Origin of the sequence: Spirosoma arboris, assembly GCF_009754945.1 — a bacterium.
GTDB classification, from domain to species: Bacteria; Bacteroidota; Bacteroidia; order Cytophagales; family Spirosomataceae; genus Spirosoma; species Spirosoma arboris.
The window spans coordinates 155,844-169,884 of the sequence record NZ_WPIN01000009.1 but is presented as its reverse complement, the minus strand read 5'-3'; the positions used below and the strand labels follow the sequence as shown (position 1 = coordinate 169,884).

17 protein-coding genes are annotated in these 14,041 nt (G+C 46.1%); 8 read left to right on the top strand and 9 right to left on the bottom strand.

Going from position 1 to position 14,041, the window contains the following annotated elements; translation table 11 throughout:
- Positions 1 to 14: 14 nt before the first annotated feature.
- Both GO755_RS23420 and arfB read right to left on the bottom strand, forming a co-directional pair.
- A complete protein-coding gene (locus GO755_RS23420) occupies positions 15 to 704 on the bottom strand; it encodes an RNA polymerase sigma-70 factor (protein WP_157587727.1) in 690 nt (229 codons plus the stop codon).
- 118 nt (positions 705 to 822) lie between these two features.
- Entirely contained in the window at positions 823 to 1,224 is a 402-nt protein-coding gene (arfB, locus tag GO755_RS23415) for an alternative ribosome rescue aminoacyl-tRNA hydrolase ArfB (protein WP_157587726.1), read from the bottom strand.
- Positions 1,225 to 1,438: 214 nt separating this feature from the next.
- Here arfB and GO755_RS23410 point away from each other — a divergent pair, with 214 nt between their 5' ends.
- The 4 genes from GO755_RS23410 (at position 1,439) to GO755_RS23395 (ending at position 2,954) form a co-directional block, all read left to right on the top strand.
- Positions 1,439 to 1,693 carry a hypothetical protein gene (locus tag GO755_RS23410; protein WP_157587725.1) on the top strand — a complete coding sequence of 85 codons (255 nt, stop codon included), beginning with the start codon at positions 1,439 to 1,441 and terminating at the stop codon, positions 1,691 to 1,693.
- 152 nt (positions 1,694 to 1,845) lie between these two features.
- The gene (locus GO755_RS23405; RefSeq protein WP_157587724.1) at positions 1,846 to 2,193 is read left to right on the top strand and encodes a hypothetical protein; all 348 of its coding nucleotides are present in this window, start codon (positions 1,846 to 1,848) and stop codon (positions 2,191 to 2,193) included.
- A gap of 61 nt (positions 2,194 to 2,254) precedes the next feature.
- Complete coding sequence (locus GO755_RS23400; RefSeq protein WP_157587723.1) at positions 2,255 to 2,605, top strand: hypothetical protein; 351 nt, start codon at positions 2,255 to 2,257, stop codon at positions 2,603 to 2,605.
- A gap of 1 nt (position 2,606) precedes the next feature.
- On the top strand, positions 2,607 to 2,954 hold the full coding sequence (locus tag GO755_RS23395; protein WP_157587722.1) for a hypothetical protein: 348 nt from the start codon (positions 2,607 to 2,609) through the stop codon (positions 2,952 to 2,954).
- Positions 2,955 to 3,017: 63 nt separating this feature from the next.
- Here the strand turns inward: GO755_RS23395 and GO755_RS23390 are convergent, their stop codons facing one another.
- The 3 genes from GO755_RS23390 to GO755_RS23380 all read right to left on the bottom strand — a co-directional run bounded on the left by GO755_RS23390 (position 3,018) and on the right by GO755_RS23380 (position 6,135).
- Positions 3,018 to 4,259: an FG-GAP and VCBS repeat-containing protein gene (locus GO755_RS23390; protein ID WP_157587721.1), complete on the bottom strand. Its 1,242-nt coding sequence runs from the start codon at positions 4,257 to 4,259 to the stop codon at positions 3,018 to 3,020.
- Positions 4,260 to 4,310: 51 nt separating this feature from the next.
- Positions 4,311 to 5,156 carry an MBL fold metallo-hydrolase gene (locus GO755_RS23385; protein ID WP_157587720.1) on the bottom strand — a complete coding sequence of 282 codons (846 nt, stop codon included), beginning with the start codon at positions 5,154 to 5,156 and terminating at the stop codon, positions 4,311 to 4,313.
- A gap of 112 nt (positions 5,157 to 5,268) precedes the next feature.
- Positions 5,269 to 6,135, bottom strand: coding sequence for an SDR family NAD(P)-dependent oxidoreductase (locus GO755_RS23380; RefSeq protein ID WP_157587719.1), 867 nt, complete (start codon positions 6,133 to 6,135; stop codon positions 5,269 to 5,271).
- Positions 6,136 to 6,291: 156 nt separating this feature from the next.
- Between GO755_RS23380 and GO755_RS23375 the strand changes: the two genes are divergently transcribed.
- Positions 6,292 to 6,861 (top strand): hypothetical protein, encoded by a 570-nt coding sequence (locus GO755_RS23375; RefSeq protein ID WP_157587718.1) that lies wholly within the window; start codon positions 6,292 to 6,294, stop codon positions 6,859 to 6,861.
- Between the two features lie 132 nt (positions 6,862 to 6,993).
- Entirely contained in the window at positions 6,994 to 7,473 is a 480-nt protein-coding gene (locus GO755_RS23370; RefSeq protein ID WP_157587717.1) for a hypothetical protein, read from the top strand.
- Positions 7,474 to 7,543: 70 nt separating this feature from the next.
- Here GO755_RS23370 and GO755_RS23365 read toward each other — a convergent pair whose 3' ends face one another.
- Entirely contained in the window at positions 7,544 to 7,990 is a 447-nt protein-coding gene (locus tag GO755_RS23365) for a hypothetical protein (RefSeq protein WP_157587716.1), read from the bottom strand.
- Between the two features lie 234 nt (positions 7,991 to 8,224).
- On the opposite strand from GO755_RS23365, the gene GO755_RS23360 reads away from it, so the two are divergent.
- Positions 8,225 to 8,641, top strand: a complete 417-nt coding sequence (locus tag GO755_RS23360; RefSeq protein ID WP_157587715.1) for a hypothetical protein — start codon at positions 8,225 to 8,227, stop codon at positions 8,639 to 8,641.
- A gap of 252 nt (positions 8,642 to 8,893) precedes the next feature.
- On the opposite strand, the gene GO755_RS23355 is transcribed toward GO755_RS23360, so the two are convergent.
- Entirely contained in the window at positions 8,894 to 9,670 is a 777-nt protein-coding gene (locus GO755_RS23355; RefSeq protein WP_157587714.1) for a hypothetical protein, read from the bottom strand.
- A gap of 291 nt (positions 9,671 to 9,961) precedes the next feature.
- On the opposite strand from GO755_RS23355, the gene GO755_RS23350 reads away from it, so the two are divergent.
- On the top strand, positions 9,962 to 11,296 hold the full coding sequence (locus GO755_RS23350; RefSeq protein ID WP_157587713.1) for a sensor histidine kinase: 1,335 nt from the start codon (positions 9,962 to 9,964) through the stop codon (positions 11,294 to 11,296).
- A 126-nt stretch (positions 11,297 to 11,422) separates the two neighbouring features.
- Here the strand turns inward: GO755_RS23350 and GO755_RS23345 are convergent, their stop codons facing one another.
- Entirely contained in the window at positions 11,423 to 12,406 is a 984-nt protein-coding gene (locus GO755_RS23345; RefSeq protein ID WP_157587712.1) for a UDP-glucuronic acid decarboxylase family protein, read from the bottom strand.
- Between the two features lie 74 nt (positions 12,407 to 12,480).
- Entirely contained in the window at positions 12,481 to 13,812 is a 1,332-nt protein-coding gene (locus tag GO755_RS23340) for a UDP-glucose dehydrogenase family protein (protein ID WP_157587711.1), read from the bottom strand.
- Positions 13,813 to 14,041: the final 229 nt, after the last annotated feature.

The following is a 14,041-nucleotide window of genomic DNA, read 5'->3' as shown; positions in this document are numbered from 1 at the left end:
TGATCGACATCCAATCAGAAAGGAAGCCAATGCCCGATTGCCATCAGCATAAGCAGCCAATGGTCTTTCAATCCTTTTCTAACTGTACTCAGGGCTTTGCCAATATGGACTTCAACAGTTTTGATCGACAGCCCCAATTCTGTTGCGATATCCTGGTATTTCTTTCCTTCGAAACGACTCAGCAAAAAGACTTTACGGCATTGTGGTGAGAGCGATTCAATCATTTCCTCTACCCGATGCAGCACTTCCTCAAACTGCACAATCTGATCCGGTCGCTGACTAAACGCGCCTTCCTGAAGGTCGGCTGTTTCGATATCGTCCAATTCCTGAAACTCTAATCGGAGATAATTGTAGGCTTCATTCCGAACGCTGCGGAACAGATAGTAGCGGTATGAGGACGTTACGTTTTCGTAAGCTTTGGTTTTCCAGAATTTACAGAAAACATCACTGACCAGGTCTTCGGCCGTTTCTTTGGAGTAGACGAACCGGACAGCATGGTTGCACAGAGCCTGATGGTACCGTCGAAAAAGCAATTCACAGCCTTTTTGAGGACTTTCTTCAAACGTCCGTCGAATAAATAGCTCTGTATCGTTGCCAACGGTTTTTTCTTCCATTGCCTCAACAGTTTCTCCGACCGGGCGATGAGTGGGAGAACTTGCCGGGAAGGGCTGGCCAACGGATTCAATCAGCGGACGCACTTGCATAGTCTGTGAGTAAACGAATTCATCTCTATTCGAGCCTCTCGTCTACTAGTAAAGACAACTTTTAGCAAAAACCCCCTTAGTTGATTTTAATTTTTTCTAGAATAAAGCTAAAAAACTATCAGTAATCCACTTTCTTACGATTGACTTTCGTGTCACCCTTCTGCTTTTTTCGGGCGATACGCTCCTCGACAGATGCTTTTGAGGGCTTTGTGGCTTTGCGTGGTTTGGGGGCTTCAAAGGCTTTTTCGATGAGCCGATAAAACTTCTTCGTTACCTTTTCCTTATTGGCGAGTTGTGTTCGTTCGGTCTGGTGAGTCAGTACCAGTTCGCCTTCTGTCGTTAGTTTATTGGCTAACTTCTCTTCCAAAATGGCCCGTTCGTCATCGGTAAGTAGCAGCGAATTGCGGACGTCGAAACGCAATTCGGCCTTCGTAGCCACTTTATTCACATTTTGTCCACCCGCTCCCCCACTCCGGGCAAACTGGTACTGTAACTCGGGTTGTAAATGGGTGGCATCCATACTTAATCAACTTTCTTTATCTGGAAAAACCTGTTCATCCTACAAACAATCGCGGCAGGAGTCGGTTTTTTTTCAAAACTAACGGATTCAACGTTACGGCTCACCACGGACCGAAAATCGCCATCTATTCAACAAACTAAATCATGATTTTAGGTGAATACGTTTAATGGGGCAGTCGGCCGTAATTGATTAACAACAAAAACCACAGATAGCCATGATACAGAACAAACAAATAGAAACCGAACCAACGGTCGATATGGACGACACAACAGGAAGCAATGGAGGCCCAGCCAGTGAACGATTTTCGGGAGAAGCTGACAATACGGCAGACGAACAGGGCGATGGCTATGCCCATCCTTCAGACCATGACAAACCCCGAAGCGATACAGCACGGGTCGATGGCATGGGCATCTCGGGTGGCACTGGCGATACAGATTCAAGCCAATCGGGAGGTCGCTCGCAGTACTAATGAATTATCAGAAAGCAATCTGTGGCAGTAGGGCAAAAATTCTAGAGGTGACTTTCGCGCATAGATTGCTTTCTGGTTTATCGGCAAACAAACCGCCCGCGACCGGGTTATTTTAAGAACAGCAAACCAGTTGGCTGGTAAATTTAGCGACGATGGGATCAAACAATTTGGAAGAGCAGGCGCTCGACAATACACTCAGTGCATTCCGCCATAATGGCCATATAGCGGCTATTTCGCCTGAACAGGGGATCAAATTGCTCGATAGCTGGCTTCAGGCGTTACAGGGCGATCCTAATATCGATCAGATTAAAGGCCAGCTTGGCGAACTTCGCACAGCCTTGCAGGCCACTCCACCCGACGACCAATACATCCGAGATCTGTTATTAAGTTTAGCCGATAAAACACAGGCAGTAGCCGAAGATGCAGACTCTGAAGGCACCTGGACAGGTGGATTGGAGAGTTTATCAAAAATTCTACGAGATTTCGGCAGTAAATCATAACGTAGCCCTGTGTTTGCCGTCTAATAGACCACAAATACAAAACTATAATTCACTACATAACATGGAAGGAACCGGAACCACACTTGAGCACCGGATGCTCAACGATACGTTAGGTGCTTTGGGCGATGGCAGTCATGCCACGCTTACAGCCGAACAAGGCATTTTATTACTTGAAGGCTGGCTAAATGCCCTGCCCGGCGATGTTGGTGCCGAACGTATTCTGGCGGAAGTCACAGCCCTGCGGGATCACTTGAAAACAGGCCATCCTGATGGCGAAAAAATTCGTCATTGGCTACTTAGCATGGCTAGCCATACGCTGGCTCTCTCGCACGAACCATCTGTCGACGCCACCACGGAAAGACAGCTTAAGCAATTGGCCACAGCGTTGCGTAGCTTCACTAACCAGATTTAATATGCTGACTCCCGAAGAATCCGCAGATCTCCTCGACTCAACAATGGATGTTCTGGAGAGCGAAGTAACAACGGCCATACCGCAAAGTGGATTAGATATTATTGATCAGTGGCTTGTCCAACTCCGTCAAACCGAAAACGCGAAGGAAATTACCAATACGCTCGAACAGGTGAAAACACAACTGGAAAGCAATCAGATCAATACACAAGAGCTGATCCAATTGTTCGATACGTTAGCTACGCAAACTATTGAGTTCAGTACTCACGTAGGATCGGAAGGAGACATGGCTGTTCGGCTTGAAGCCATATCCTCAGCGTTACAATCGCTGGCGGGACAATTGGGACGTTAAGTTTCAGGTTCCAGGTTCAATGTTCCAGATTATACAACATTGAACCTGGAACCTGAAACATTTTCATGGTATTCGGTTATTCCAGTAAATCAATACGTTAAGCGTGGCTCGGCCTGATGCAATGATGTCTAAATCGCCATCCCCATCAAGGTCGGCAGCTTGCAGATCTTCACAGGCCATACGAACGCTATCGTCAAGTGGATACCCTTTCCAGTTCTTGACTTCTTGTGGTTTAAACAGCCTAACTCCGACTTTTTTGTAGGCATTGGGATTTCGCCAACCCGCTATAATCTGATCGCTCCCCAAACCAAGAAAATCTCCGCAAACCAGCGCGTGCCCCTGATTAAGCATATCGCTCAAAACATCGATTTGTTTATCGCCAGCCAGTTTCCGGGGTTTTCGTAGCGAATAGAATCCGCTTTCTACCTGTAGCAAATTTCCATGCATAGGCTGAATGGTGGCAATGCGCTTACCATTATCCAATCGCCTGATTTCCCCAATGCCAGCGACATCATTGGTTAGTAAGGGTAGTGAATTGCTCGCCGATTCATCATCGACAGGCTGCCATTTCTTTTTCCGCCATTGGAAAATATTTCCTCCTTCTTTACTAGCAACAATAACGCCTGTAGCTGAACCATTTTCCCCATCTTCCCAAATCTCGAAGTTATGGGTCAAGTGCATAGTCGAATCGATGAGGTGTCGTTTCCAGGCACCTTTGGGTTTTTTCGGGAATTCATACCCCCAAATTCGAACGCCCCTACCTTCTCCGTTTTTATTCCCCAGCCCATGTAAAGGCACAACAATGAGTTGATAATTATCTTTGCCGACTTTGGCCCAACGCATTCGGTGGGTTGTCACTTCGTGTGGCAATCGCACGGGTTCCCAACGCTGGGTAGGGTCCTGTGGGCGAATGAGGTAGAAAACAGCACCCGACTTCGTACTATCATTCGTTTCGGCAGGATTCCAGCCTGCGCCAACGGCCACCTCCATAAGACCATCCCCATCGAGGTCACGAGCGGCAATGCAAACATTGTCCTGCGGTGTCAGGTTTGCGGCCATAACGTACCGTTTCCACTGCCCATCTTTTGCATTAGGATTTTTATACCAGACAATCTCTTTCTGATCAGCCAGCAGAATATCGGGTTGTTTGTCGCCATCCACATCGCCAATGGCCATACCATAGCCAATACTGATCTGGTTATCAACCACCTGAATCTTAAAATTCAGCGCAGCTTGCTGGGTTGTATCCGTTTGCGCCAGCAGTGGGCTAGTTAATAATAAGCAGAAAAGCAGGCAGGTTTTCATCGCGTTTTGGTTAGACCACGTCAATAGGCTAAAGGGTTCTGCCCTATACATCTACCGACTTATACTTACCCGCTCACCCAACTGCATGACACGATAAGGCGTGCCATACTGCTTGCAGGCATTCACAAAGTCGGCAGGATCAGCCGTGTTGAATTCAAATAAATCGTAATGGTGCGGGATAACCAGCCTGGCCCCTATCTCGCGACCCAATCGGGCAGCTTCGTCGGGGTTGAGATTACCAGCTACCCGTCGTTCGGGTTTATTGCCGTTGATGGGTAAAAATGCAACGTCTATATTGAATGGTCGCAGGATATCTACTATGCCTTCGTACCAGAGTGTATCGCCAGAATGGTAAATCCGATAAGGCCCCACTTCTACGACAAAACCCATGAATTTACAACGCCCTTCGGCATCCCGTTCGAGTTCATTATGGGCAGCCGGAACGCCGTGAAACACAAATCCATCAACCGTTGCTGTCTGCCCGTCGGTCAGGCCAATGGGCCAGATCGCATCTGTTTTAAGTCGATCAGCAATAAATGTGCGGTTAGCTTCGGGTATTACAAACTGTAAATTTGGGTTAGCCGCCATAAGTGGCAACAGCGTTTCGGCATCCAAATGATCAGTATGATTATGGCTCGACGTAACAACGTCGATCATTGGTAAGCGAGCGGGATCGATTACAAGCTCTGAAATTCGCACATGCGGCTTATCGGTATTGGCGTATTTCCGACTTAGTGAATCTGAAAGGTATGGGTCAAACAGCAGATGCTTGCCGTTGTATTGAAGTAAAAATCCACTTTGGCCAAGCCACCAACTATGCAAGGTATCAGACTGATTTCGAGAAGCTTCGATATCAGCCAAAAGGGCTTCGTCTTTTTGAAAAGCGGGTTTAAGCATGTTTGTGAGTAGTAAGTTGTAAGCTGGTAAGTAGTAAGTGGCTGATGTAAATGAATTGCTTTAGCGTCAGCCACCTACTACTTACCTACTCACAACTTACTAACTTTTTATGTTACGACGATTTCGGCTCTCGCAATCCACTAATTCGTCCCAGCACCCAATCCAATACCCAGGCGGGTAAGAGCCGGGGCAAAATCCAGCCCATAAACTTACCAGGCACAAGGGCATAGCGCACGCGGGGTCGATCGGTTTCATAAATTTTCACGATGCGTTCGCCAAGATAGTCGATTGAGAAACCTTTGCTTTCAGATACTTCGACCTGTTTCAAAAATCGCTGCATAGCTGGGTAATAAGGCGTGTTTTTATAAGGGCTCATATCCGTGCCTTTTCCCCAGATCGGTGTTTTAACCGCCCCCGGACCTATAATAATCACTTTAATACCCAATAAGACCAATTCACGACGCAGGCTATGCGACAAGCCTTCAACGGCATGTTTCGATCCAACATACGCGCCCATAAACGGAATAGCAACCTGCCCATTTACCGAACTAATATTCAGAATTCGGCCCGGCTGAACCGGGTGGTTGTCGCGAGCACCCAGCAGCGGCAAAAATGCCTGCGTAACCTGAACTAAGCCCAACACATTTACTTCGAAATGGTGCCAAAAAACGTCCATTGGCTGGTATTGTAGTGGCCCACCAATGGCAATACCAGCATTGTTGATTAGACCGCCCAGACCATTGCCAGCTAGTCGTTCCGTTAGGAATTGTGCCGCTTTCGTTACGGCTTCGGCATCCGTTACATCAAACAGCAGTGGAGTAAATGACTCACCAAATTCAGCCTGCAAGCGGTTGGCATCTGTTTGCGTTCGAACGCTCCCGAAAACGGTATAACCACACCGGAGAAAGTATTTAGCCGCACCGTAGCCAATACCCGTTGAGACACCAGTAATCAGAATATTTTTGCTAACGGGTTTCATGGCGTAAACATACCCATTATCTGCCTCAACAATCGCGCATACGTTAACGTTATGTTTTTTATACTAAGTGAATGAGGAAATGAGAGAACGAGCGAATAACTTCAACTCACCTATTCACTGTACCGGTGGCACGGTCATTTATCAATTCATTAACCTATGCAAGATATTGAACCTTTCTACGGCTGGGAGAAGTATTACACCGCGTCGGAAGACGAACAGTCGCCGTTTTATGAGCGTGAATACAACATGCAGCAGTACGAAAACACGATTTACGGCTACTACATTCATCCCCTTTGGGACGATATAGGTTCCGAAACATTGTACTGCAAGATACTGTTTGCCAACTATGATCGGCAGTATGTAGTGATCGAATTATTTGGCGAGTGGAATGATACCCTGCACAACGACATCATGTACCTGAAGCGCCAGGTTATCGACCCACTTGTGCAGGAAGGAATCAAATACTTTATCCTGATTAGTGAGAACATTCTCAACTTCCACGGTTCCGACGATAGTTACTATGAAGAATGGTTTGAGGATGTAGAAGATGGTTGGATTGCGGCCATTCACTCACCGGAGTTTATCGAACGCGAATGGAAGAAATACCATCTCGATTATTACATCAATTTCGGTGGCACGCTCGACATTGCCAACTGGCGAACGCTTAAACCAGCTAACCTTTTTGAGTTAGTCAATAGTTTGATAATTCGGCGATTGGGAGGCTGATCAGCCAAAGGGATAATCAAGAAAGAAATAAGATTTTGACCTCATTTCGTGCTCATTTTACCCTTCTTCCCATTCTAGGTAGCATTTCCCCCAATTTTCTCAACTTTACCCAAAATCCCACGAATAAATTCTATGGAAAACAACGAAAAAGCGAAAGCTGCTGCCGATGTGCAGGCTGCGAAAGCAACAACTGCTGAGAAACTCGAAGCGTTTAAAACCGAAGCGAGCCAGCACCTCGACTCAGCCGCTACCCAACTCGACGAACTGAAAGATAAATTAGTGGCTCAGGCGCAGGAATTTGGGAAGGACATTGATATTGACGGGCTTAAAGCGAAAGCAACGGAACATTTCGAAGCGGCTAAAGCATCGACCGCTGAGAATTTAGCCAACCTGCAAGCTCAAGCCGAAACGGCTTTTGCCGCAGCTTCTGCCAAAGCGGATGAACTGTCGGATGTAGCCGAAGATAAGTTCGACGAGATGAAAGCCGAAGCAGCCGTACAACTAGAAGCGGCACAGGTCAAATTAGACGAACTAAAAGCCGAAGCGGCCCTTCAGATTGAAGTGGCCAAAGAAAAGGCTAAAGGTGTTTGGCACAGTTTATTTGGCGAGTAATTCCGTCCAGAGTCGGTGTATAAAAAAAGTCAGCCTCATTCGAATGAGGCTGACTTTTTTATGAGGTAGTTTAACCGTGTTTCGGACCACGAGGAGGACCTCCGGGGCCGCCTGTTCCACTATGCGGTGGCGTATCAGTGCCACTGTGCGGAGGGGTATCAGTGCCACTATGCGGAGGGGTAGCTGTGCCACTATAGGGGGGTGTTCCGGTTCCACTATGCGGATGAGTGTCGGTACCACTATGCGGTGGTGTATCAGTACCACTGTGAGGTCCGGTAGCGGTACCACTATGAGGACCACCAGGAGGAGTTCCTGTCCCACTATGGGGTGGTGTATCAGTACCACTGTGCGGAGGTGTACCTGTTCCGCTATGAGGTCCGGTCGCCGAACCTGACGAGACAGATGACGTACGAGCTTCGGCACTTGTGTCGTCAGGAGAGAGGTCTGAACTCTTCGTACAGGCATATCCGCCCAGCAACGTTGCTACCACACAACTAGTTACAATCAGTTTCTTCATTGGATTATCCGTTTAGGGGACTAAAAATCATTTTAGGTTTCAAGAAGCTATACGCTACTGTCCCAAAAAATGTGGCAGCTTTAATAAAAATTTAACCTCAATTTACTCACCATTAATTTATTTATAATGAGCCTAATAATAATTAGTACACTAAGTAATAATCCTTACACAAAACTAAGTTGATTCGAACCTTTTGGTAGTCAGGGGAGTCGTTATCAGAAAAATAGAAAACTCATGACCCGCTGGTTGATTGTCCTGATGCTATTGGCTACGCTAGTGAATTGCCATTCCGACAAAACATCGGATGATTCTGTGACGCCTGTGCATGGAGATGGATTACCTGGAACATGGTTATTGGCCGAAAGAGGATACTCACCAGGAGCTGGCTATATTATCGACAAGATCCCATCCAAACCCGAACAAACCCTGACGTTCGCAGCCGATGGCCATATGCAGGCGCAGGGTGATGACTTAAAAGCCTATCAGACGTTTAGCCAATTTCGTCTTGACACCACGAATCAGATGGTCCTTATCCACTTTGCTCCCAATACAACTGATTATTATGAACGAGTTTATCTCCGCAACGATACGCTTAAACTATATCAGTCCTGCTACGAAGGGTGTCATTTAGGCTTCTTACGAATAAAGTAAACGCGGGTTGGCTTAAAACTAAAAACCACAACCCGAAGCTACTGAAGCAACTGGTTGTGGTTTTGTCTGATCTGGTGTCGGATTACTACTATCATTAGCAATCTGTTTAGTAGACGGCGGTCCGTCGTACTGGACGGGAAACTGCCGTTCCCACACCCAATAATCGAGCCCGCTCGGTGCGGAAAATAGTGCGAATTTGTCGTGTTGTTTTCATTGTCTTTGTTGTTTTGGTTTTTGAGGAAATGTATCGTTTTAAAATTTTGCTGCCAGACCTAGTTTCAGCGCTGAAACACCATAACCGACTTCGGCAAACGCACCAACTTTAGGGCTGAAGAAGTAGCGGGCACCAACATGAATACCCAGCCATAAGCCACTGTTGTAGCCACTGCCATAGTCGCTGTAACTGTAGCCGTACGAGTCGCTATAACGAGCGTAACGGAAACCTAATGTTGCCCCGATATATGGATCAAAATTAGCATCCTGAACCCCAAAGGCGTCGCCCAGATGGTAAGAAGCGCGGACACCTGCCAAAACGAAGTTGTACCCACCAGAATAGTAACCATAGTTGTAGTGGAAATAGTCGATCGAGCCACCTACCGAAAAGTTATTTTTCACACCTGCTTCCAGCGATACGCCAATTGGAAAGCCACCACCGTAGTACGTTGCCAAACCAACGCCAGCATTCAGATATAATGGATGACTGATACTGTTACGGGAAGGCTTTGCATAAGTGCGGGAAGGCGCCGTATGAGCAACTGGTTGTGGACGAGCTTCGGCCTGACGTGTAACAACTGGAGCCTGACTGGTTTCTGGAGCCGGTGCTTGCTGTATTTGCGGCTGGGGTTTGGCAGTGGCTGTAGTGGCAACAGTCGGTTTTTTCGCCTGACTCACTGAGGAACCGGTGGCGGATGAATTAGGCCGGGTTGCGGTTTTAGTAACTGGACGACGAACAGGTTGTTGAGCCAAAGTTGAGCCTATGGAGAGTGTAAAGGCCAATACTAAGGCAGTGAATTGAGTAATTGTCTTCATTTTGTAGTTGTTGTTTTCGTTTTTTCTGAGGAACACTACAAACGTACAACAACCCCTACCCAGTAAGCCAGCTCCCCTTGTGTGAACTGCCTAAAGAGCATCCTGAACTGTGAAGGAAACCAGGTGAAGTGATTCTAATTTTTCGGCACCGATGTTAAGACTATACTACGATTCAGCCTACCATAGAACCGTTCGTGTAGCGTCTTATCCACTAAATAGGGCACATTAAATTAGTACAGGTTGATTTTCGTATCTTTGTTTATCCTCTTGAGAACTTCTTTTACTTGATTAATGACGTACGAAGCCTGGTCTCCACTCTTTCTGGGTATGGTATTGGCGATGCTACTGGCTAATTCGGTTCAGTGGTTCATGTACCGGGAGCGTATCTATGGTATATACTCCATCTACACGTTAATATGGGCGATTTACTTCACCATCAATCATTTCTTATTGCCCTACAACATTGCCAATTTCTACAAACTCATCCTCTCTTATACGGGTTACATTCTTTATCTCGAATTAGCTAAGATTTTCCTGAACCTTCGAGAAAGGCCCAAGTTTCTGCGCTGGGTGGCCATGGTGCAGTGGCTGCTGATTGCCTACTGCGTTGTCAAAACGTATATCTACCTGTTTACCGATTTCTGGCAGACCAAACTACACACCATCTTGCTTCAGCCCGTTCGGTTTGCCTTACTGGGCGTGGGAGGTTATATCGTATTTTCGTTTTTCCGGTCGAAAGATGTAGTCGCACGCTTTTTTGTTGCCGGAACTGCCTCCTTGTTAATCAATCATGCGATAACGTTTATTTTACTCGTACGCTCACCTAGCCTCAACTTACAACTACCGTTTTGGCAACATCCCGACTTATTTGTTCAGACAGGCGTGGTGCTGGATTTAATCTTTTTTGCGCTGGGTATTTCGTATCGGCACCGACGCGAAGCGGTCAATAAAGCAGTCCTGGAAAAAGAACTGGAACGTGAGCGCGAGCAACACCACCGCGAATTTCTTGAAGCCGATCTGGCCTTACAGCGTATGCAACAGGAAAAGACGGAAATGCAGATGAGGGCCCTACAAAGCCAGATCAATCCCCATTTTTTGTTTAATGGACTGAATACTCTTTCCTCATTAATTGATGAGAGCCCCACTCAAGCCGGCGAATTTGTCGATGAACTATCGAACGTTTACCGCTATCTGCTACGTAGCAACGAAAACGAATTGACCACCTTGGCTATCGAATTACGCTTCATCAACTCGTACTTTCATCTCCTCAAAACTCGTTTTGGTCGCTCAGTTAGCCTGGAAGTGCTGGTCGATGAAGCATATAAGGAAGCTATGCTACCCCCGCTTACCTTACAGTTACTGGTCGAAAATGCCGTCAAACATAACGTAGTCCTTAGCCAGAATCCGCTCAAAATTCGTATTCGAACTACTACAGACCAGCAATTGATTGTTGAAAATAGTCTGCAACGAAAAACGCTGCTAGTTGAATCGAATGGAGTAGGCTTATCGAATATAGCGGTCAAATACCGGCTATTGAACCAACCTGCCCCACGTATTGAGGAACAGGATGGCTGGTTTAAGGTTACGCTGCCGTTGCTAATACCCCAATCAGTATCTGTCAATTAGGTTGATTGACACCAACAAAAAAACCTGCAGGCCATAGGGCTCGCAGGTTTTTATTAGACAGCTAAAGGTGTACTGCCAAGGCAGTTACTGAAGTAAAATTAGGCAATTTTTTAGTAACCGCAAACGTTATTTCTGCTTAACAAATTCGCGATGGTAAGCTGCCCGATAGAGTTCTTCCTGAGGCAAACTTTTGAAATAATCGTAGGTTACTTTTAACCCTTCTTCTCTGGGCACTTTAGGCTCCCATCCCAAAATAGCCTTAGCTTTAGTAATATCGGGTTGGCGTTGTTTCGGATCATCGGTAGGTAACTCTTTAAAAATCAATTGCTGAGTTGTACCCGTGAGTTTGATAATCTCTTCGCCAAACTCCTTAATCGTAATCTCCGACGGATTACCAATATTGACTGGGTATGCATAATCGCTTAGCAGCAGTCGATAGATACCTTCAACCAGATCATCTACATAACAGAACGAGCGTGTTTGACTCCCATCACCAAAAACGGTCAGGTCTTCACCCCGCAGTGCCTGGCCAATAAAGGCTGGCAATACACGACCATCATTCAGGCGCATCCGCGGACCATACGTATTAAAAATCCGAACTATTCGTGTTTCCAGACCATGATAGGTGTGGTAAGCCATTGTTATAGCTTCCTGAAAGCGCTTGGCTTCGTCATATACCCCCCGAGGCCCTACTGGATTTACATTACCCCAATATTCTTCGGGTTGCGGATGGACATTGGGGTCACCATATACTTCTGACGTAGATGCAATCAACACCCGGGCTCCTTTTACCCGTGCCAAACCAAGGCAGTTATGAATACCCAAAGAACCTACTTTCAGCGTCTGAATCGGAATTTTGAGGTAGTCAATTGGGCTGGCTGGAGAGGCAAAATGCAGAATATAATCCAATTCGCCCGGCACATGGATGTATTTGGATACATCGTGATGATAGAACTCAAAATTTGGCAGATGGAAGAGATGCTCAATATTACGGATGTCGCCCGTAATGAGGTTATCCATTGCCATCACATGATAGCCCTCTTTAATAAATCGATCGCAAAGATGCGACCCCAAAAATCCGGCTCCACCGGTAATAAGTACGCGCTTCATATACTGCTTAGGAAAGTAGTAAACACAGAGACACAGCGCTTTACCTCTGTGTCTCTGCGATATGTCTAAAGTAATTAGGCTTTCTGTTCTACCGGAGCCAAAACGGGCTCGCGGCCTACAGAATAATAGGTATAATTTTGCTCGCGCATCTGGTCGAGTTCGTATACATTACGGCCATCGAAAATTAATTTATTTTTCAATAGCAGATTCATCTTGTCGAAATCGGGGGTACGGAACAGCGGCCATTCGGTAATGACTACCAGCGCATCAGCATCATCTAGAGCAGCGTACTGAGTATGTGCATAGGTAACTGCATTGCCAATTTGCTCCCGTACATTGTCCATTGCTTCAGGGTCATAAACCGTCACTTTCGCGCCAGCATCGAGCAATGCCCGGATGTTATCCAGAGCTGGTGCTTCACGAATATCATCGGTATAAGGCTTAAACGCCAACCCCCATATAGCAATCGTTTTTCCTGTCAGATTTCCACCAAAATGTTCTAAAATCTGAGGCAACAACTTAGTTTTCTGGAGGTAATTCACTTCCATTACCGATTTCAATACTTTGAAATCATAATTGAAATCCTTGGCTGTTTTAGCCAGTGCCTGTACATCTTTCGGGAAACAGCTCCCACCATAACCGATGCCCGCAAATAGGAAACGCTTGCCAATGCGGCTATCGGTACCAATACCCCGACGAATATCATCGACATTAGCACCGGCCCGTTCGCACAGGTTAGCAATCTCGTTCATAAACGTGATTTTCGTAGCCAGGAACGCATTCGCAGCATATTTAGTCATTTCGGCCGAACGTTCGTCCATGAAAATAACGGGATTTCCCTGCCGAACCAACGGAGCATAAAGCCGATTCATTACGGCTTTCGCCCGATCAGATTTGGTGCCGATCACGACACGATCAGGTTTCATAAAGTCTTCAACAGCTACGCCTTCCCGTAAAAACTCCGGGTTCGATACCACGTCGAAATCAACCTTGGCATTGTCGGCAATATGAGCATGAACTTTCTCCGCTGTGCCAACAGGTACAGTACTTTTATCGACAATAACTGCATACTGACTCAGGATCGGGCCTAGGTCGCTTGCCACTTTCAAAATATATTTCAAATCGGCAGAGCCATCTTCACCTGGAGGGGTTGGTAAAGCCAGGAAGATCACCTCCGCGCCCTTGATACCTTCTTCGAGATTTGTTGTAAAAGACAACCGGCCTTCTTCAACGTTCCGGTGAAATAAGGTTTCAAGACCGGGTTCGTAAATAGGAACGATTCCATTATTCAGTTTTTCAACTTTTCGCACATCAATATCAACACATGTGACTTGGTTGCCTGTTTCAGCAAAACACGTACCCGTAACTAAACCTACATATCCGGTTCCAACAACTGCTAATTTCATATAGTTATATAATCTAGGTATTCTAAAAAAAATAGTTTGTTTACATAGGGGCCTTTAATTACCCGATTTCACAAAAATAGGAGTTTTTCAATAACCACCTATACCACCCAACTAATTGTGACTTAGCGGTTGGTGAATTGGATCGCTAAGGGTGGTAGCTTTCTAAATTTACTTTATTGTAAAATCATGAAACTATCTATCAATAATAGACTATTACAAGTTACTAAAT